Raw genomic sequence first — 19,457 nt, 5'->3', positions numbered from 1 at the left:
ATTTCCCAATCCAGTCGGCATTGTAATTATGCCACCGCAGGTCTGCAAATGATCGTAATGAAGATACATTAAAAAATAGCAACAAAAATATACTTTAAATTGCGATCGAAAATTCGCTAACCCAATTGCAGAGCTATGGTGGAGAACACAATGCCCGAGACACTCGATATTAGTTCAGTTTTAGAGATCCTGCGACCCGTGCAAGACCCCGAACTGCAAAAAAGTTTGGTGGAATTGAACATGATTCGTAACATTAAAATTGACGGCGGTACAGTCAGTTTTACTTTAGTGCTGACAACGCCTGCTTGCCCGCTGCGAGAATTTATTGTCGAAGATTGCCAAAAAGCGGTCAAAAAGTTGCCAGGAGTCGAAAAAGTGGTGGTGGAAGTGACAGCCGAAACGCCGCAACAGAAGGGAGTGACCGATCGCCAAGGAATAGAAGGAGTCAAAAATATTATCGCAATATCCAGCGGCAAAGGGGGCGTTGGCAAAAGCACGGTAGCGGTAAACGTGGCTGTAGCGCTGGCGCAAACCGGCGCGAAGGTGGGTTTGCTAGATGCGGATATCTACGGGCCCAATGACCCAAATATGTTGGGTTTGGGAGACGCGAAAGTGATGGTTAGGGACGGAAAAAGCGGGGAAAGCCTCGAACCGGCTTTCAACTACGGCGTCAAATTGGTGTCAATGGCGTTTTTAATTGACAAAGACCAGCCTGTAATTTGGCGCGGCCCGATGTTGAACGGGATCATCCGGCAGTTCCTCTATCAGGTGAATTGGGGCGATTTAGACTATCTGATTGTCGATATGCCTCCGGGTACGGGAGACGCACAGTTGACAATGGCGCAAGCGGTGCCGATGGCTGGTGTGGTAATTGTGACGACGCCGCAGACGGTGGCTTTGTTGGATTCCCGCAAGGGGTTGAAGATGTTCCAGCAGTTGGGAGTCTCGGTATTGGGAATTGTGGAAAACATGAGCTATTTTGTCCCGCCGGATATGCCTGACAAGCAATATGATATTTTCGGTTCCGGTGGCGGGGAAAGGACGGCTGCGGAGTTGGGAGTGCCGCTGTTAGGCCGCATTCCGCTGGAAATTCCGCTGCGGGAAGGTGGCGATTCCGGTGTGCCGATCGTGGTGGGACAACCGGATTCTGCTTCGGCGAGGGAGTTGCGGGCGATCGCGGGTAGGATTGCTGGTAAGGTTTCCGTAGCAGCCTTAGCCTAACAAAGTTAGTCGGGGACGCATCGGTGCTGAGAAACCGGGTTTTTGTGACGTTTACTTCGTTGCAGCCTGCCGATTCATCAAAAACCCGGTTTCTTGAGTCCCAGCGCCTCCCGAACTAACTTTTAGTCTCCTTCGGGGGATGTTCCTGGGAAAGCAGATGAGGGAGGTTCTGCCTTGGGTTTTAGGCTCAAGTCTCGATCGCCAAAAAACAGTAAACTATAAACAGTCAAACTTAACTTTCAAACAATTATGATTTTTCCAGGTTCGGCAGTTCGAGTTAAAGATAAGGGCGAGATTTACTACGGCTTTCAAGGACTTGTCCAGCGAGTTACCGACGGGAAAGTCGCGGTATTGTTTGAAGGCGGCAACTGGGACAAGCTGATATCATTTCGGCTGTCGCAGTTAGAACTTGTGGATGCTACGGCTGGTCGGGTGAAGTAGTCATTGGTCATTAGTCATTGGTCATTAGTCATTAATCTGAAGAGAATTGAGAATTGGGAATTGGTAAGCTAACCAAAACCTGAACACTCACGGAATAAGCTGTCGCGCATTGAGATTGTATATTCAGGACGTGCTTTGAGACCAACCCACTCACAGTTAGATTGTTTGTTGGTAGACAATTGAAATGCTCAAAAACAGATAGTTAATAAGTAACAGAAAACCAATGACTAATGATCAATAATTAATAACCAATAACTAACAACCAATAACCAATAACTAATAACCAATAACTAATAACCAGTAACTAATAACCAATAACTAATAACTAATAACTAAAATTATGCGTTTACCTTTACCCCAATTTGCTACAAAAGAGCGCCATCCCGATCGCATTGCTGAGGTAATCGAGACGGCAACTTCGGAATTTATGGCTCAATGTTTGGAACCGGAGGACTTGAGTTTTCCGGTGATGCCGCCTTTTGGAAGTTGGGTTAAGGCCCTGGATGAAGAGTCAAAAAATCAAATCTACGGTGTGGTTTATTACGCGACGACTAGCCCGATCGACTCGGTGCACAGAGCTCGCGCCTTGGGTTTGTCGCTAGAAGAGTTGCGGGAAGAACAACCGCAGATTTTTGCGATGCTCAAAACCGAGTTTAGAGTGGCGATTGTCGGGTTTGAAGTGCCACCGGAAAAGTTCAACGGTAACGGCCCGTCGAGGGGTAAAATTTATCAGTATTTGCCGCCGCGCCCGCCGCAAATTCACCAGGCGGTTTATTGTTGCGAACCGGATGAGGTGATTGATTTTACGGTGAAGTTGGATTTTTTGAGGACGCTGCTGGGGGTGACTAATGCGCCGGTGGATGCGCTGACGGCGGCGACGATTCGGGAGATTTATCAGTTGCGAATGCGCGATCGATCTTGGTTGGTGGAAGCGGGCAGGAGTTTGAGTGTTTTGTTGAAGGATGATTATGACAGGTTGCGGTTGATTTTGAGTCAGATTCATCCGTAGAATATGGGATAAGTAAATAGAAAAGTATAATTTTTTATGTGGGTAGAGATCGCAGCGCTAAATCAGATTCCCGAACGGGATATTGTGAAGGTAAAAGTTGAGGATATTTCGCTGATTTTGAATCGCCAAGGTGCAAATATCACTTGTTACCGCAATGCTTGCACGCATTTAGAATATCCGATCGATATGGGGAAGGTTGATAACGGGCTCATTACCTGTCCGTTTCACAAATTTAGGTTTAAGTTAGATACTGGTAAGTGTTTGAATTCACCGGATTCGCTGGAATCTTATCCGGTAAAAATTGAGGGCGAGATCGTTTTTGTCAATATCGATTAGTCATAATTTACTTGTTTTCTGAATCACCAGCGCCAAGCCCCAAAACCGGGTTTCTGCGACAATTCATATCGTTTCCGCTTGCATTGGAATGATTTAACCGGCGCTAGAACACAGAGTACACAGAGTCCGAGAATATATATCTGAATCATTCCGATGCTACCGGATTTGATATGACTCCAATTTATTATTCCGATGCTAACGGATTTGATATTAGGCATCCTCACGCCCGATTGAGGAAGAAACCCGGTTTCTGAATCCCTAGGGCCAAGAAACCGGGTTTCTGCGACAATTTAGGTGTCCTCACGCCCGATTGAGGAAGAAACCCGGTTTCTGAGTCAAGGCGCGCGCTTTTCAAACTACCGTTTTTGCACGCCGCTGACGGAGGAAAATCGCTAAAAGCCCGATCGCCCCTACTGCCAAAAGCAGCCATTCTTCCGGTTCGGGAACCCCCGAAACATTCAAAGGATTGCTCGGTTTCGTCAACTCCTCCTTACCCGATTCTACCTCGCGTTCAAATCGATCGTTTTTACCTTCCGCCGCCTTTAGCTGCGCTCTTTGCTCGTCATTAACCAACACAATCATCGAAGAATAGGGCGTGACGACTTTAAACGTTTTAGCAAGCGAGTGCATCGCATCCAATTGAGTCAATTGATTAGCAGTTTTCTCCTTGCTAAGTGCCGTTATCAACTGCCGCGCGGCTATCGGTTTAAAACCTTCATTTTCATCATTAGTTATTTTCGGATCCCCTGCTGCCACCTTCGGAGTTTTGGCATAACTCCAAGCATAACCATCAACAACATTAACTACAGATTTCCCCGACGCTGCCATCGTCGCCACTCGCTGCATTGCTTCTTTGATATCGGTAGAAACTCCGCCGCCGCTATCTTGAATCACCTTTAAAGTAGCGTCGTCATAGCCAGGGGGCAAACCTCCTAAATGCACTGTCCATAAAGGTGCAGCTAGGGAAACGCTGGTTTTGCGATCGTCCGATAACTCGTAACTGTGGCGATCGCTCACCAAGAATACAGTATCATAACTTCTATTGCCGCGCAACTGTGCAAACTGTTGCAGAATATCCTTAGGTTGGACAGTACCATAAAACGTCAACTTTCCTACATCAAAACTGCGTAGATTTTCCACCAACCTCGGCGGCATCCCCGCCGCACTCGACACATATAAATCCACACTGTTTGTAGCTAAAACATTCTTTTTTAACCAATCAAAAGTCTCCTTAAGTTCTTGACTTTCTGCCGCCATACTCCGAGAAGTATCCAGCACCAAAGCCAACTTTTTAACGTTTGGCAAAAAGTAATTTATCTCAATCAGCGGCTGAGCCGAAACAGTATTTTGGCCTGGTAAATTCGCTAAATACGGTATTGTTTTTGGCGTTGCAACTGCGGGTAAAAATGCTGGAAGCCAAGTTTCTTTTGCCTCCTTACCCTTGTATTTAATCTCCTTTCCAGCGATAACTCGGCGAGTATTTTGATTCCAAAAAATATTGCGTTTTTCCGCTAAACTCGGCATCGCCCAACCCTGGGCTTGTCGCAGGACTTTGTAAGTCAGCCACAAGTGCATTTCCGTCGGCCCATTAGTAGGTGCAAACTCTCGTTTAGGCGGAACAGGAAAAGCTCGCAAGCGATATTGTTTCGGGCCAATTTGTTCGAGCAAAGCCGGATCTACCCTTTCTACTACCTGCTGGTTGTAAACTTGTTGGGCGGCACCTCTGGGCGACACAGTAAAAGCAAAACGCTTTTGCAAATCCCCAGTATCGCCCAGCCAAACTCCTGTAACTGCGGCGCTTTCCGGCAGAGAAAAGTAATAAAATACTTCTTGCAAGTTGGGCGTTTGATTTTTGTAAACTTCGTAGATTTGAACGTCAGCCCAATCGCCGTTTTCTTTGACTGTAACTTCTTGGGAATCCAACCATACTTTTTCCTCATTGACATTCAACAAACCAGCCTTAGCTTCTTCCCGGTTAGATGTTGACTGCACCGCGTGTTTTACTGCTTCTGTGTCACCTTTTTGAATTTCAGTATCGAAGAATCCAGCGTAAAGTTTTTCGGCTTTTTTGACATCGGAACCGGAGCCTTGATACAAAAACGACGACATTAAAATATTATAGCTGTTCTGTACGCTTTTAGCTGCTTGGTCAGGCAGATTTAAAGTATTTTTGTACAGCGAGTAAATGTGGTCATTTTCTCCCACAGTGCTCAGGTAGCGGTAAGGAGACAAATAGGCGTTAACTAAGCCCGATCGAATCATATCAGACTTGGCTAATAAAGTTTGACGCGCCGTCTCATTAGCTGCGGGAGTTTCCAGAATTTTCATTGCTTGAATTTGCGGCTGCTGCTGCAAAGCTGCGAAAATAGCCAACCAAGCTGCCATAACTCCCAAGCTGCCCGCGATTGCTTGATTTTTTCCGTATTGCGAAGCAAAACTCTTTAATATTTTGCGGGCAGATTGGATGTAGAGAAAGCCGTAAAGCGAAGGCATTACTACGAATAAGCTGGAGGTAAAACCAAACAAGATTAAGGATAATGGCAGCCACCAAATTATTTCAAATGAACTGTACTTGAAAGATTCAATCAGTGGTGTCACCCAAGCAAAACTAAAAAATCCAACTATTATCACAATTGCGACAGGCAGTGCGTAAAACATCAGCAATGCGGCTGCCCAAATGCCAACTAGCAACATTAAGCTGTGAACTCCTAACTGTATCCAGGCAATTTGTTTGTTGCCAATTAATCCACTCACAGGTTGCGGTTTGCTTTCAGCATCTTGAGATGTTGCAACATCTTGAATATTTTCTATTTTTCCTAAATATCCGTAGAAGATTTCTACTAAAAATCCTGCTATACACAATCCTATTGTCCCAATAATTTGAGAGCTAGGTGGATTTAGTTCCCGCAGCAGAAATAACCTGATTAAGCAGAGCAAAAATAAGGGCGCTTCTACGCCGTAAAAAAGACGCATTAGCTGCAATGGTTGGTTGCTAAAACGCTTGTTGAATCCGATGGTTGTAAATACTGTCGGTACGGCTATTAGTGCTGTTAAGGTTAAGGAAAATTCCAGGGGGATAATTCCGTCTATTGTGGCTTGGATTAACGGGATTCCCAGGTAGGGCAAAATTCCCAGATAAACAATTGACAAAAACGTCAGGTTCCACAGCCAAAATATTAACTGAAAAATTATGTTCAATGCCAGCTTAATTTTTTTCATTTTTTGCTGTTTTTAAGCTATAATTAACGGTGTTATGTACGTTTTTAGCAAAAGATTGGACTTCGGAACTTTTGGGGTTTACGGAATTGTCAAAAAGAATTGACACAAGCACCCAAGTATGATTTTTGTGGTTGATGTCGCGGCGGATTCGCTCTAAGAAATTATCGGTTGTTTGCTCGGAAGATTGTAGCCAGTAGGTGGCAGATAGTTGGTTGTCTTTGACAGACAGCCAGCGGGCTGCGATGGCAGGAGTTAGCTGTTTTCTTTCTATGCGGTTGACGGGGATGCCGCTGGCGATAAAGCACAACTCTGGTGCGTGATAAGTCTGCCAGGATGTGCTGGCTACGGTTAGCATGGAACCGCGCAAGTTACCGGAGATAAATCTCTTTTTTTCTGTTTTGGTGTCTGGGTAATTGCCGAAGAATTTTTGTTCGCTGGGATTCAGGGGGATTGGTTCGGATATGATTTGTTCGGGAAATTTCAGGGGGGCGATCGCTACTTGTTCGCTTTCTACATGATAGAATTGAGAAATTGCTGCCAATACAGCGACGGCCACAATTAGTCCGGATTTTGCTAAGGGCTGATTTTTGAGGATTTCTGCATCTGGTTGCGACTCAAGATTAATTTGTTTGGCTGCGGAAATTTTTGGTATTTTTTGCAGCATCAACCAACTCACAAAACAAGCGCTAACTAAACCGACTATTCCCAGGGGTACGTGCAGGATTTCGGCATAAATTGGCTGTTGAAAAACTTGGGCAACTAATACTAATACGACTACCCGCAAAGCGTTAGCCGAAACTAACATTATGAAGTTGACGGCGCATACTGCGAGCCATTTAAAACCCAATTGACGGCTTTCTAACCAGGTAGCAGCTAGCAAAAATAGTGTCCCTACTAAGAGGGTTTTAATGCCGCTGCAAGGTACGTCTACTTGAGCGATGCCGTTTTCTAAGACGATGATATCGTAGGAAGAAATAGCCCCGATTTGGAAAACCGATAGCAATTTTTCTACTACCTGAGCTGTCAGCACTCGCGCCGGCAAACCCAATCCGTTATTGAGCTGAGTGTTGAATGGTAAAATACAAGCTAGCAGCCCCGCGATTGGCAGGTTTTTTCGCCAAAAGTTCGGCTCTACCATTAAGCCGTACAGCCCGTAGGTTCCGAGGATAAATAGCAGGATGGTAATTTGTTTGATGTCTATTATGCACCCTGCGGCGATCGAGCAAACGCTCGCACCCAACATTAATACCAGCGGATAGCGCCTCACAACGAATTTGGGGGACAATGCGGGCGGGCGAGTTCCCGAACTGAGCGATCGCACTACTAATGCTACAATCAGAAAACTAATTACTATCTTGTACAGTGTCGGTATCTCAACAAACGAGGATAACAGCCATTTAACTGCCGAGATATTGGCAAAAAACCAAGTGAGCGACAGTAAAGAAGGAGCTAACCAAACCAAATTAACCGCAGGATAAGGAGTAACAGAATCTGGAATTCCAGAATCTGGAATATTGGTGCGCTGCATGATACCGCTTGACATTCACGTTGGTGACATCTTAGCTCAGCAACATTGGTAATGCCTAGACCTGAAATTTAAGTTTTGTCAAGCTTTTATTTTTTCTACAGACAAGCTAGCGTTATAATAATTTCAGCGGAGGTAAAAATGAGCGAAAAAAGTCCGGGATACAAAATTGTTAGCGATAACCGACAAGCGCGGCATCTCTATGAAATTATAGAGACATATCAGGTGGGCATCGAGTTAAAAGGAACCGAAGTTAAATCTATTCGGGAAGGAAAAGCGAATTTGCGGGACGGATACGGCTTAGTTCGGAATGGCGAACTGTGGCTGATAAACGTTCATATTTCGCCTTGGAGAAGTGCTAGCAACTATTTTAATCACGAACCAAGACGCACTCGCAAATTGCTGATGCACAAGCAGGAAATTCGTAAACTAATTGGCAAAGTGGAAGAAAAAGGTTTGACTTTAGTGCCGTTAAAAATGTATTTGAAAGGCGGCTGGGTTAAACTCGATATCGGTTTGGGTAAAGGTAAAAAATTGTATGACAAGCGCGAAGATTTGAAGAAACGCGAAGACAAGCGGGATATGGAACGCGCAATCAAGCAATTTTAGTGATTGGACGAATATTCTCAAAGCCTGTAAAGAACAGGCTTTTCGAGTCCTATCTACATGAGTTATTGTTTATGTCTGTTCGTAATTAGTAGACTTGAGTTACATAAATATTCGCTTTGTTAACCGCAGATTTCAGGCAGATAAACACTGACGGATGCAGATAATTCAATGTTATCTGTGTTTGATTTGAGTGCAACTCAAGTCTAGTGATTAGCGATTAATCATTAGATTTGAATTGCTGTTCATTCTCTTTCTGTTATTGAAATACATCTGCGGTTTTCCCATCGATGGAAGATTTATAGCACTTCTCAAGCGTGGTGAGGTATGCCCTATGCCCCATGCCCCATGCCCTATACAGGATAGTATCTCATCTTTCGCTTGAAAGGCTATATGCAATCAGTCTATTGTCGATCGCCCCACAACTAAGTATTATTACTCACAACATCCGTAGCAGTCAAGGCTCTTTCTCCTTTCAGGCTTAGGGCTTACGGCTTTTTTCTGGCTTTTTTCTGAAATGATCCGGATAGGTGTTCGAGCCCCGCGAAGAATTAACCTATGCTCGAATACATCTAGGTACTGGCAGCATTACCCAAGCATTCGGCTGTGGAGTTGCAAACCAGAAATGAGAAATAGGCTCAGGTCTAAGTCAATTCGTAAGATGATGATGTCATGAGGGTGGCAATTAAATACGGCAAACAAATTATCACTTAACTAACAGTGAAAATTTGCCAAAAACGACACCATTAGCTAATATTTTTAATGTCATGAAACAGCCAGGGAAAAAGTATCACCAGTCCAAGTGGGCGGCCTTCCTGCTCATCCTAACAGTAGGTTTTGGTGGTTGGCAATTTGGGTTGCCGGAACTCGCATCACTGTTTAATAATAGAGGCTTGGAAAACTACAAAGCCAATCGATTGGCCGATACTCAACAAGCCTATGAGTTGGCGCTCGTTGTAGACCCCAAAAGCCGCGCGGCTCTTTACAATTTGGGATGGCTTTGCGAAGAGGTGCAAGATTTGCAATGCGCCCGAGGAAAATATCTGCAAGCTGCCAAACTAGGTCTGCCTGCTGCTTACAGCAATTTGGCGAGGTTATATATTCTTGAGAATAAAAACTATGCTGCTGCGGTTCACTTGCTGTGGCAAGGTTTGAAAGTAGCTGAGGACGATCGAGTTAAATATTCTTTACTTAAAAATTTGGGATGGGCGCGGCTGAAACAGGCTCGATATTCAGAAGCATTGCAACATCTGGATGCAGCCATTAAGCTTGATAGTGAAGGCCCAGCAACTTATTGCCTGAAAGCGCAAGTCCTAGAAGGGATGAAAAAAACGAAGGAAGCGCTACCGCAGTGGAAAATTTGTCTAAAGTATGCGGATTCTCAAGAGTTCGATGAGGATATATGGATAGGAATGGCACGTCAACGATTAAAAGAGGAAAAAACAAATAAATGAAACGCACATTTTTGCTTTCATCAACCATACTGGCAATTATCACAGTATTGCAGTTCAGTCAAGCCTCAAAAGCACAGCCCACTCCTGCAACTGTTCAATCTACAGTTAATGAATCATCCGAAACGCCGTTCAGCTCGAATCAGTCAACGTGGCGGCGTTGCAGAGATAGAGATGGTGGAAATTATCCGTGTCCGAGATTCGTCATGCCTTCGGAGAGCGCAGAATAAAAGTTATTTTCCATAAATTTTGTAGGGTGTGACACCAGCACTTTACATTTGCAGGTATGTAGTATGTAGTAATTTTATGTAGGGTGCGTGCAGCGCGCACCCTACTATCGATCGTGGCTGTGTTCGTACAGCCATCAAGTAATATCGTTTCCTCTCTTCATCGGAATAGTAAATTCAAGCGTTGACTGTTGACTGTTGACTGTTGACTGTTAACTGTTGACTGTTGACTGTTGACTGTTGACTGTTAACTGTTGACTGTTGACTGTTAACATCATAAGGAATACAACCGGATTTGATATAATATCATGTCCGGTCGATTGATAACAATAAAATTGGATCGCACGCGCGATCCGTTTTTGTGATGGTAATTTACCGGAGATGATATCAAAAGCTCGAAGAGCTCCTGCAACCGGCGAGCTTCGGGGAAAGCACTAAAAGAAACAAATGCTTTTTGCAAAAGAACAGATGTTCTGTGCCAGCATTTTTATCTACTCGCTGTCTGTCAAAGCTGAATTTTGCTGCTCCTGCGAGTTCCTGTAAAAACTAGCAACGATCGCCACCATCAACCACCACAGCATATTAACTTCTGGTCTGTACCAAACGGTATCGACAAAACCGTGGGCCATCATGCCGGTTAAAGTTGCGATCGCCGCAATCAACCAAAACCCTTGATTCGATTTGAGATTTGGGGACGCTTCCTCTAAATTAGAGATATTAAATTGCGCGTCGCGCAATTTTTTGATCTGCAACAAACCTTGATTGACGGTGACAGTCATCAGCCACAGGAAAGACATTAAACCGATAAAGCCTGTTTCTACGGCAATTTCCAGCAGCACGGAATAAGCGCTCAAAGCAGTGAATTTCGGCTTCATATAAAGCGGATAAACTTTATTAAAGGCAGTGTTTCCGGGGCCAATTCCGAGAATTGGCCGATCGCGAATCATGTCAATCACCGCATTCCAAACATTAATCCGAAAATTGTTGCTGCTGTCGCCGCGGCCGACAAACATACTCGAAACTCGATCGCGCAACGGCGCCACCAAAAGCACTCCCAAAATTAACGCACCAGCCAAACCTCCCAACCCTAACGGCAGCGCCCAAGTGCGCCAGAACCGAGGCATAGAAGGGCTGTACCAGTACCAAAGCAGCACTAAAAACACGACAAGCAGAGCCACAAAACCGATCCAAGCACCCCGGCTGTCGGTGTAGCGCAAACACGCGCAATTCACCACCAGCATCGTCAAGGCTAAAAGTTTTGTTCCCCATCCTTTCCACACAAAAAGTGCGGCGGCGCTTAAGGCAATTGCTGGCAGTAAATAGGAACCGAGCAAATTTGGATTGCCCAAAAAGCTGTAAACTCGCGTGAGATCGGCTTGAGTTGATGTCGGATCGTTCCAAGTAGCTAATGGTGGCACTTGATCGATCCACTGCCGCACGCCGTAGAAACTGACTACTAGAGCGACATTTAAATATACTGCAATCAACCAGGAACGCAGGCGGGGGTCTCGCAATATCCGCGCCATGAGGGCAAAAAACAGCAAATACAGCGTTAGCTTGCCCCAACCGACAAAAGCGGCGGCTTTCACCGGCGACATGGCGGTGGCGACGGTGGCAATACCCCAGTACAGCAGTACCAGCAAGTGAATGGGTGTGAGGGCGATCGCGCGATCGTCAGAAACAGTCAGCAGCACCCAAAATGCTGCACCAGCAGCCATCAACAGCCCCACCAAGGCATTGTTCACCAACGGGCCCATACTGAACGTCAAGGCCAGCAAACCAAAACCCAGAGGCTCCGCCCACTGCATCAGCCAGCTACTTTCTCGCCAACTGCGCGCATTGCCGATCGCCCAATTCAATAAATAACTGCCCTTTTGCCACTGAGAGAGCGGCAAATTTGCCAGACTTAACTGTTGCCAAACTGAATTCATTTCTATTTTAGATTTGTAATTAGTCATTAGTCATTGGTCATTAGTCATTGGTCATTAGTCATTAGGGAATTGTTAGCTGTTAACTGTTAACTGTTGACTGTTAACAACTGTTTTCCTGCCAACTGCCAACTGCCAACTAACAATTAACAACTGCCAACTAACAACTGCCAACTAACAACTGCCAACTAACAACTGCCAACTACCAACTACCAACTGCCAACTGACTTCACCCTTCCAACAACTCCGTAGCATTAGTGCAGGGGAGCCAGAGCACGTAGCGATATCCAGATTCCGGGGTGCCTTGAATCGAGAGTTGGCCGCCTTGAATTTCCACCAACTGGCAGCAAAGCAGCAGCCCCAATCGTTCCCTAGCCCCGTAACCAGCTAACACCGGTGCGGTATCCGCGGCATTCTCGGCCACCAAAGCCGCCAACTCAGAAAACGCCAGCGTTAACCGCTGGGCACTCTGTATCTGTGTCGTCAGTTGCGGTTCGAGTTCCGGGGAAGAGGTTTCGGAGTTCGATCGCCAACCGCTACCTGCTATGGCCTTCAACAAGTAGTCGGAGTAGAGTTTAGCATGGGGCAAACTTTCTCCCAACCAAGGATGAAAAACCCAAACTCCGATGTTGATACCGTCTTCTTTCCGAGAAACGTGGACTCGAATCACGCTGCCTGCCCCAGCCGATTGAATAATGCTAAAAATTAAGTGGTGCAGCATTTGCTGAACCTTATCCTTATCTGCCAACCAGATGCGCGGCCCGGGCCCGATGGTGAAATTAATTTCTTGCTCTCGCCTACTTGCCGCCGGCGACAGGGTTGTCACAACTTGCTGACACAAACCTTCTATATCGACTGCGACTCGCTTCAAGGTGAAAGCCGATTCATCGAGATTTGCTAGTTCCAAAATTTCTTCAACTAGCGATCGCAAACACCGACTGCTGTCTTGAATCACGTCGATATATTCTTTTTGCTTGCTCGTCAACGGGCCGTAAATTTCTTGGCTCAACACGCTCGCCATGCCGATGACAGAAGTGAGTGGGGTGAGCAATTCCTGCGCTAAATGATTCAGCAGTTTTACCTTGATTGAGTTAGTCAACAAATCGATAGGTTTGTTATTCATCGGTGATTTTTTTGGTTTTATTATGGCTCGTTGATTATTAGTGGTTCATTATACCTCTTTCTCAAGTCTATAACAACTTGTTGGCAGTTGCAGACTTGAGTTAACTGATGACTGTTGACTGTTAACTGTTGGCTGTTGGCTGTTGGCTGCTGACTGTTGACTGTTAGTTGTTAGTTGTTAGTTGTTGTTTGTTAGTTGTTAGTTGTTAGTTGTTAGTTATTGTTTGTTAGTTGTTAGTTGTTAGTTGTTAGTTATTGTTTGTTAGTTGTTAGTTGTTGTTGGTTATTTGTTAATTGTTAGTTATTTGTTATTTGTTGTTAGGAATTGAGAATGGGAAATTGGGAATTCGTAGCAAGTAACCAATAACCAATAACCAATAACCAACAACCAATAACCAATAACCAATAACCAATAACCAACAACCAATAACCAATAACCAATAACTACTAACTACTGACTACTGACTACTGACTAATTAATCATTGCTTCTAAAGCTGATTGCAAATCTTGAGTGAGTTCGGCAACTGCTAACCGGCGGCCCTTTTGATATCCCTGCCAGCGATCGCCCACTGAGAGGGGTTCGCCCACGGTCATTTGCACCTGCTGTTTGCCCAAAGAAGGTCGCCCGAAAGGATTTCCGCCTTTGATGCGAGTCAGTACATCCCACAGCAGTAAAGTTGTTTCTGCCAAACGTTCTGCAGTCAGTTTTTCTTGGACGTACCTGCCGGTAACGGAGACGAAACTTTCGACAAGTCTCATGTGCCACATCCGCAGACTTGCTTCTTCGGCGAGGCGATCGGCTAATCCTCTTTCTAAGGGACAAAGTGCTGCAATATCTTTGATATCTTCTCGATAGATATAGTCCCAGCCTGCTTGTTCCAGACGGCGACAGCGGTCTATCAAACTACCTTTGGGCTTTAAGTTAAAATATTCTTCTGCTACTTGCAAAGCCACGTCTAACAGTGCTGTCAGTCGAGCAACCATCACTTCATTGCCCGAATCGTTGGCAGTTGTATCTGGTAGCGATAATGATGTTAAAATAGAGGTCGTTGGCTGTATTTTTTTATGATAAAAACGGCTGTAAAACTCGGACATTACTGTTAACAAGTGGCTGCCAAGTCGAATCAGGCGCAGATATTGAAATTTGTAATTTTCCTCTTCGGGATCGGAATTTTCTGCCTCTAAATTGGCGGTGTTGGTGCGGTCTAAGGGTGGGAGTCCGCAATCTATTTCTAATTGAGTTAAAAGTTTTTCTAGGGGTTCCCAAGGCGGGTTGACATAGCGGTATTGAATGCCGATCGGCACAATTAACACTTTTTCCTCAGTACGTCCGGCTTTGAACAAATCTTCAACGCACCAGAAGCCCATTTGAGCGATTCCCGGTTCGAGGGGGCTAACTATTTCATTGTGGCCGTTGGTAGCGCCTTCTGGGGCGGCGGCGATGGGAAATTGGCTGTTGGCGAATAAATCGCGGGCCGATCGCAATCCGGCGCGATCGATTTTACCGCGAACGATCGGAGTACCGCCGAGGCGAGAATACAGCCAGCCGACTCCAGCACCGGCCCAGAGGGGAATTCCGCGATCGTAGATAAAGTGGGAATGTACCGGGAATTGTAGGGGAATGCCTTTGGCGCGCGCTGTTTGGGGTACGAGTTTCCAAATTAGTTGTCCCAAACAGTAGGGATCGTCGGAGTTGGGGTGGCGGAAGGCTAGCAGGAAGCGAACTTTCTGATTTTGAAATTGGTGGAATAGTTCGGCGAGGGTTTCGACGTTTTCGGCTTGAATGTGGCTGATATTCGTCCGAAATCGCAGCCAGCAGGGGAGTATTTGTTGGCAGCCAAGCATTACTAGGGGGTTATAGGCTGGGGGGATGAATTCTAGCGGTGGCTGAACTTGGCTAATTGAATTCGGCATTTGGGGATTTGAGATTGGAGATTTCTAGACTGCAGTAAGAATTGGAAATTTTTACTGGTTTTCTACTCTATCAGGACTTACGCAGAAGGAGTAAAAAAACAGGTTTTTTACCCTATAGCCGCGGCTGCAACGACATATTTTGGTAAAAAACCCCCGTTTCTGCATAAGTTTTATATAACTGATATCTTGCACCATTCGAGGGCAAGCTATAAGGGCGGGTTCATCAACAGCCTTCTCATGTTGCAAACAGGTTAAATAAACCCGCCCCCACCCACCAAAAAGCTCCTTATTGATATTGGTGCAACAGCTCAGATACAGCAGATTCCACGTTTATGAAGGACACCCGCCTATCGATCTATGTCGCCGTAGGGACACGGCACTGCCGTGTCCCTACTTCAATAAACCTGGAATACGCTGTATAACCCATTTGGGATCTGTGATGGTGAGCTAAAATCAGAAAGAAATGCCGTAGGGCAGCAGCTTAACTGACTCATAGTGGAAAATCATCAGAAAATTGGGTAGAAACCTCGTCCTTTTAGGACGGCTTTATATTACAATATAATTGGTCAACGACCCACCCGAGACGATGGATCAAACAGCCTATACGAGCGAAGTTCAGCCTTGTGCTGGCGGCGAAGCAAAATCGGTAGACCGGGAAAAGAGGATAGGGCAATGGTAAACATCCCTAGAATCAAAACTACGAAGAATTCCGTTTGGTATTCGATACGTAAAAACCGCAGGGCTTGCGGGGTTAGTCTGTGGAGCGAACATAAGACCAAATCTCTTTTAGGGTGGAGGCAGTTGCGAAGAAGCAGAAATTCAAATCGTGAGGTTTGGGAATCCCCGTACCTTCAGGTCGGGGTGGATGTCAATGAGCCATTACTACCCCAGAAGCAGAAAACTAGACCCCCTGTGCGGACAAAGAGACAAATCTGGGAGGGGATATTCGATCGACTAAACAATGGCTGTAGTAGAAGGATCGAGGCTAGAGGAATGGGAGTTTGTAGGGGCGGCAAGAGGCGATATTTTTTGCAGCCTCATATCAATTCCGTTAGCATCGGAATGATATAAACGGAGGACACGGCAGTGCCGTGTCCCTACAATCGATCGTGGTAGGGACACGGCAGTGCCGTGTCCTCTATATCATTCCGGCACTGCCGTGTCCTCGCTTATCATTCCGGTGCAGCCGGAATTGATATCACATCACGCCTCCAGCTTACTTCGGCACAGACCACGATCGCACTTCACCCAAAGTAACGGGCATGGGATCTCTCACGTCAATAGTGAACCGGAAAACTTTCTTGGCCCGACTGCTGTTTTCTGGGTCAAAAAACTTCAATTTCACATCCCAACAGTCGCTATCCAGACGGCAGAAAGGGCTTTTTTCCACTTCAATCCTGTCGAGTTCCATCCCCCTAGCAACCGCTTCTGCAAAGGTGGAGGCAGCTTGGAAGGCGTTGGTTGCAGCGAAATTGAGGGCGCGATCGTGCGCTGTTTGGCCTAAATTTCGCAAGTCAAAATAGATGCGGTGCAGGAAGCTAGTTAAAGAACGCCCGATCGCTTCGGAGTTCGTATCGCTGTCAGAGTCGCGCACCGTTTCCAAAGCTGCGGCGATCAGGCTATTGACTCGCCAGCCATACATTCCTCGGGTATTTTGAACAGTAATTACTGGTACTATTTGGCCAGAAAATAGCTCCACCGTGCGATCGCTCAATCTCCCGGGTATACTCACCCGCTCAATAAAATCTTCGCTATCTTCGGCAAGCACCTGTCCGGCTAACATTAACTGGAGAGTTTCATACACATCCGCCCCAAAAGGCCCTTTCGGTTCAATGGCATAAACCGGCGTTAATTCCAGATTCAGCGTCCAAATTAAAGCTTTCCCTTCCGAGGGGTTTTGTTCCAGATAATCAACCATCTGGCGAGCATCGTAGGGATTAGCGGGGACTGCGGTGCCGTCAATTTCATAGGCCGGCATCAGTTGTTTGAAGGTATCGCGCCGCGCTTCGCTGCCGAAGTCGTAGCCGAGGGTTCCCAAGGCATAAACTAGGTTTGATGGAATGCTGGCGGTGACGGTGCCGGCAGCTTGGCTGGCGGTGACAGGAGTGCTCGACATAGTGGCAATTTCTGAGGGACGGGTTTCCAGAGTGGTGGAAGCAAGGAGGGGTTGAGACTGAGCTAAAACCCCCTCTTGCTTGCTGGCAAAGGAGTTTTCACCCTTCAATGGTCGGGAAAATTCCGTCGCCGTCGCCCCGATTGGGGAAAGAGAGAAGACTTGGCCCAGAGGTTCTACAAAATCTGTACGATCGCTGCCAGAGGCGACAACAGCCCTTAGCGGTTCCCCTGTCAGCAACCTCACCGCACCCGGAATGTTGAGTTTTCCGTGCAAACAGCGCTCTGGTTCTTCTACTTCTTCAGGATCGCAAGGGATGGCGCTGTTTAAAATGGCGGCGCGGACGGCTTCAGCATCCGGCTTTTCGCCTCGCTGCAATTGCAAGCTCATTAACAGGGCAGAAACGCCGGTAATAATAGGAGCCGCGCAACTCGTGCCTCTTTTCCGCGTTGGCTCGTCAGTTCCCAACCGCGCCCCTAATATATTTTCTCCAAATGCCATGATGCCTTGCTCGTTGTAGTTACCCCCCCAATTGCTGAATTGGAAGGGAAGACCGTCATCTCGTATCGCTCCCACTGTGAGAACACCAGGCAACAGGGCGGGGACGCACCAACACTCGCCTTTATCGTTACCAGCAGGTGCGACAACTAAAATGCCGTTATCCTGGCACTGCTTGACGGCGCGGGCGATCAGTTCGTGCGCCAGTCCCGTTTGGGTGGGGTGGCAGGCGGCGCAGTGGATGATATTTGCCCCTTGTTTCATTGCCAAGTTGAAGGCGCGCGCAAGGTTGAGGGGCGAGATGAATTCGCTGCGTTCGCCACTGATGTCGATCGGAATATTGATGCCGGTGCAGTCTGGAGCCATGCCGGGGACGGGGGAACCGTGCTGGCCAAAAAGTGTACTCGCAACATGGGTGGCGTGGAAATCGGAGCCTAGGCGTATGAGAATCGGTTCGGGGATGGTTTTTTTAAAAGCCTCTATTTCTGCTTCTTTGGCTTGAATTTTAGCGTCTTGGGCCCCTGTTTCGTTGTCTTTTTCTAGCTGTGAGACTTCTTTTACCAGGGCTTCTAGTGTCCTGAATCTATCGAGATAAACTGGCTCAATGGGTTCGGATTCTTCCTGCCAGTAGGGGCGTAGTTGGCTGAAGTTGGCCCCAAGGAAGCAGGCGCGGGCCATGTCGGCGGAACCGTCTAGGACGGCAATAGTGATGCGAGGGTCGCCTAGAGTGCGCGTCCAGAGTTCAGGGAGGCCGGGGATAGCTATGAGGTCGGGCATTGTAGATTTTAGTAGATGTTAAATCTTAGCGTGCAATGGTAAGGCTCAAGTTAGTTTCAATTTTTTGAAAATTAGTGAATTTGGTTATAGTTAAGTCTGTAACAGTTGCATTTTTAGTGAACCTAATTATTTATATTATTTTTTATAGAAGTCTGACATTACTGTTACACCTTTTGTTTCCCTTCAACTCCTTTGATACTACAAATTAAAATTTTCAAGTTTCCGGCAATAAATTCTTTTTCGAGGTATACCGTATACTGATTGATTTCTGTAATAGGTCTGGCTTTTATTAACCATATTGTTGTGCCAACCATTATCTATAAAATTGTTAGGATTCACAAGATATCCATATTTCTATATGTTCCTAAATAATTACCCGAAAACGTCGCCCGTGCCAAGTAGACCAGAAAGTACAAAGGCTTTAGTCAAAATTACAACACCAAAGAGAAGACCCCAACAAAGTGCTACTGGGTAGTAACCTGCTTGCCAGGGTTCATCTCTCTGACTAAAGTTTTCACTCTCGCCTCAACCAGGCGTCAAAAGCGGTCATCTGAGTCCCCTCGGAGACTCCTCCCATATCCGGTATCGAAAAACCTAGAAACGACAAGGACTTTACGTCAATTCATCGCGGTAAATTGTGAACCAAAGGAAGTAGAAAAAGACTTTTGAGCTTTTTTGAGGCGAGTGAGAAAATGGAAACGATTACTCGGCATCGTCGCCCGCAAAAGGAGGAATTGGTATAGGGATGAATATGGACGCCTCGACGCTTTGAGCAGCTTGGCTGTTGTTATTACCTACAGTTGTCCGCACGACAGGGGCAGTTTGTTGGGGTTTGAGACTCTTTTTCATGATTTTTCTTTCCTAATTAAAGGTGAGATTTGATTGGTAGGGAAAGTTTTTAGTTTTTCCCTTTGTCGCTTTGAGTGACACAAGGTCGGCAATTACTCGGCGTCGTCGCCCGCAAAAGGAGGTATTGGTGCAGGGAAGAAAAAGGACGCCTCGACGCTTTGAGCAGCTTGGCTGTTGTTATTACCTACAGTTGTCCGCACGACAGGGGCAGTTTGTTGGG

At 46.2% G+C, this 19,457-nt stretch carries 15 protein-coding genes; 7 read left to right on the top strand and 8 right to left on the bottom strand.

Features of this window, described 5'->3' with window-relative positions; translation table 11 throughout:
* Positions 1-150 precede the first annotated feature (150 nt).
* From QUA97_RS01290 to QUA97_RS01275, 4 genes are all read left to right on the top strand, one after another.
* Complete coding sequence (locus QUA97_RS01290; RefSeq protein WP_194066065.1) at positions 151-1,221, top strand: Mrp/NBP35 family ATP-binding protein; 1,071 nt, start codon at positions 151-153, stop codon at positions 1,219-1,221.
* A 249-nt stretch (positions 1,222-1,470) separates the two neighbouring features.
* Complete coding sequence (locus QUA97_RS01285) at positions 1,471-1,662, top strand: NAD(P)H dehydrogenase subunit NdhS (protein WP_194066066.1); 192 nt, start codon at positions 1,471-1,473, stop codon at positions 1,660-1,662.
* A gap of 340 nt (positions 1,663-2,002) precedes the next feature.
* Positions 2,003-2,671, top strand: coding sequence for an HAS-barrel domain-containing protein (locus QUA97_RS01280; RefSeq protein WP_333192339.1), 669 nt, complete (start codon positions 2,003-2,005; stop codon positions 2,669-2,671).
* 36 nt (positions 2,672-2,707) lie between these two features.
* The gene (locus tag QUA97_RS01275) at positions 2,708-3,007 is read left to right on the top strand and encodes a Rieske (2Fe-2S) protein (protein WP_333192336.1); all 300 of its coding nucleotides are present in this window, start codon (positions 2,708-2,710) and stop codon (positions 3,005-3,007) included.
* A gap of 351 nt (positions 3,008-3,358) precedes the next feature.
* Here the strand turns inward: QUA97_RS01275 and QUA97_RS01270 are convergent, their stop codons facing one another.
* Positions 3,359-6,226: a TIGR02921 family PEP-CTERM protein gene (locus tag QUA97_RS01270; protein ID WP_333192333.1), complete on the bottom strand. Its 2,868-nt coding sequence runs from the start codon at positions 6,224-6,226 to the stop codon at positions 3,359-3,361.
* Positions 6,213-7,769, bottom strand: coding sequence for an exosortase O (gene xrtO / locus QUA97_RS01265; RefSeq protein WP_333192331.1), 1,557 nt, complete (start codon positions 7,767-7,769; stop codon positions 6,213-6,215). The genes QUA97_RS01270 and xrtO overlap by 14 nt, the downstream gene beginning before the upstream one ends.
* A gap of 123 nt (positions 7,770-7,892) precedes the next feature.
* On the opposite strand from xrtO, the gene smpB reads away from it, so the two are divergent.
* The 3 genes from smpB to QUA97_RS01250 all read left to right on the top strand — a co-directional run bounded on the left by smpB (position 7,893) and on the right by QUA97_RS01250 (position 10,038).
* Complete coding sequence (gene smpB / locus QUA97_RS01260; RefSeq protein ID WP_193971280.1) at positions 7,893-8,360, top strand: SsrA-binding protein SmpB; 468 nt, start codon at positions 7,893-7,895, stop codon at positions 8,358-8,360.
* Between the two features lie 725 nt (positions 8,361-9,085).
* Positions 9,086-9,811 carry a tetratricopeptide repeat protein gene (locus QUA97_RS01255; protein WP_194066070.1) on the top strand — a complete coding sequence of 242 codons (726 nt, stop codon included), beginning with the start codon at positions 9,086-9,088 and terminating at the stop codon, positions 9,809-9,811.
* Complete coding sequence (locus tag QUA97_RS01250) at positions 9,808-10,038, top strand: Osc7112_2153 family protein (RefSeq protein ID WP_194066071.1); 231 nt, start codon at positions 9,808-9,810, stop codon at positions 10,036-10,038. Before QUA97_RS01255 ends, QUA97_RS01250 begins: the two co-directional genes overlap by 4 nt.
* A gap of 488 nt (positions 10,039-10,526) precedes the next feature.
* Here the strand turns inward: QUA97_RS01250 and QUA97_RS01245 are convergent, their stop codons facing one another.
* The 6 genes from QUA97_RS01245 to QUA97_RS01225 form a co-directional block, all read right to left on the bottom strand.
* On the bottom strand, positions 10,527-11,966 hold the full coding sequence (locus QUA97_RS01245; protein WP_194066130.1) for an IctB family putative bicarbonate transporter: 1,440 nt from the start codon (positions 11,964-11,966) through the stop codon (positions 10,527-10,529).
* Between the two features lie 226 nt (positions 11,967-12,192).
* Positions 12,193-13,086, bottom strand: coding sequence for a sensor histidine kinase (locus QUA97_RS01240; RefSeq protein ID WP_333192325.1), 894 nt, complete (start codon positions 13,084-13,086; stop codon positions 12,193-12,195).
* Between the two features lie 317 nt (positions 13,087-13,403).
* Entirely contained in the window at positions 13,404-13,526 is a 123-nt protein-coding gene (locus tag QUA97_RS28235; protein ID WP_442922465.1) for a D-galactonate transporter, read from the bottom strand.
* A gap of 31 nt (positions 13,527-13,557) precedes the next feature.
* Positions 13,558-15,000, bottom strand: coding sequence for a 1-acyl-sn-glycerol-3-phosphate acyltransferase (locus tag QUA97_RS01235; protein WP_333192322.1), 1,443 nt, complete (start codon positions 14,998-15,000; stop codon positions 13,558-13,560).
* Between the two features lie 1,216 nt (positions 15,001-16,216).
* A complete protein-coding gene (locus tag QUA97_RS01230; protein WP_333192319.1) occupies positions 16,217-18,388 on the bottom strand; it encodes a S8 family peptidase in 2,172 nt (723 codons plus the stop codon).
* 702 nt (positions 18,389-19,090) lie between these two features.
* Positions 19,091-19,237, bottom strand: a complete 147-nt coding sequence (locus QUA97_RS01225) for an anacyclamide/piricyclamide family prenylated cyclic peptide (RefSeq protein ID WP_194066074.1) — start codon at positions 19,235-19,237, stop codon at positions 19,091-19,093.
* Between the last annotated feature and the right edge of the window lie 220 nt (positions 19,238-19,457).

The sequence above is a fragment of the Microcoleus sp. CZ3-B2 genome (assembly GCF_036705055.1).
Classification (GTDB): Bacteria; Cyanobacteriota; Cyanobacteriia; order Cyanobacteriales; family Microcoleaceae; genus Microcoleus.
The sequence above is the reverse complement of the archived record's forward strand: the minus strand, read 5'-3'. Positions and strand labels throughout refer to the sequence as shown.

Coding starts and splice junctions, on each gene's coding strand:
- QUA97_RS01290 (WP_194066065.1), top strand. CDS start 151: ATGCCCGAGACACTCGATATTAGTTCAGTTTTAGAGATCCTGCGACCC.
- QUA97_RS01285 (WP_194066066.1), top strand. CDS start 1,471: ATGATTTTTCCAGGTTCGGCAGTTCGAGTTAAAGATAAGGGCGAGATT.
- QUA97_RS01280 (WP_333192339.1), top strand. CDS start 2,003: ATGCGTTTACCTTTACCCCAATTTGCTACAAAAGAGCGCCATCCCGAT.
- QUA97_RS01275 (WP_333192336.1), top strand. CDS start 2,708: ATGTGGGTAGAGATCGCAGCGCTAAATCAGATTCCCGAACGGGATATT.
- QUA97_RS01270 (WP_333192333.1), bottom strand. CDS start 6,226: ATGAAAAAAATTAAGCTGGCATTGAACATAATTTTTCAGTTAATATTT.
- xrtO (WP_333192331.1), bottom strand. CDS start 7,769: ATGTCAAGCGGTATCATGCAGCGCACCAATATTCCAGATTCTGGAATT.
- smpB (WP_193971280.1), top strand. CDS start 7,893: ATGAGCGAAAAAAGTCCGGGATACAAAATTGTTAGCGATAACCGACAA.
- QUA97_RS01250 (WP_194066071.1), top strand. CDS start 9,808: ATGAAACGCACATTTTTGCTTTCATCAACCATACTGGCAATTATCACA.
- QUA97_RS01245 (WP_194066130.1), bottom strand. CDS start 11,966: ATGAATTCAGTTTGGCAACAGTTAAGTCTGGCAAATTTGCCGCTCTCT.
- QUA97_RS01240 (WP_333192325.1), bottom strand. CDS start 13,086: ATGAATAACAAACCTATCGATTTGTTGACTAACTCAATCAAGGTAAAA.
- QUA97_RS01235 (WP_333192322.1), bottom strand. CDS start 15,000: ATGCCGAATTCAATTAGCCAAGTTCAGCCACCGCTAGAATTCATCCCC.
- QUA97_RS01230 (WP_333192319.1), bottom strand. CDS start 18,388: ATGCCCGACCTCATAGCTATCCCCGGCCTCCCTGAACTCTGGACGCGC.
- QUA97_RS01225 (WP_194066074.1), bottom strand. CDS start 19,237: ATGAAAAAGAGTCTCAAACCCCAACAAACTGCCCCTGTCGTGCGGACA.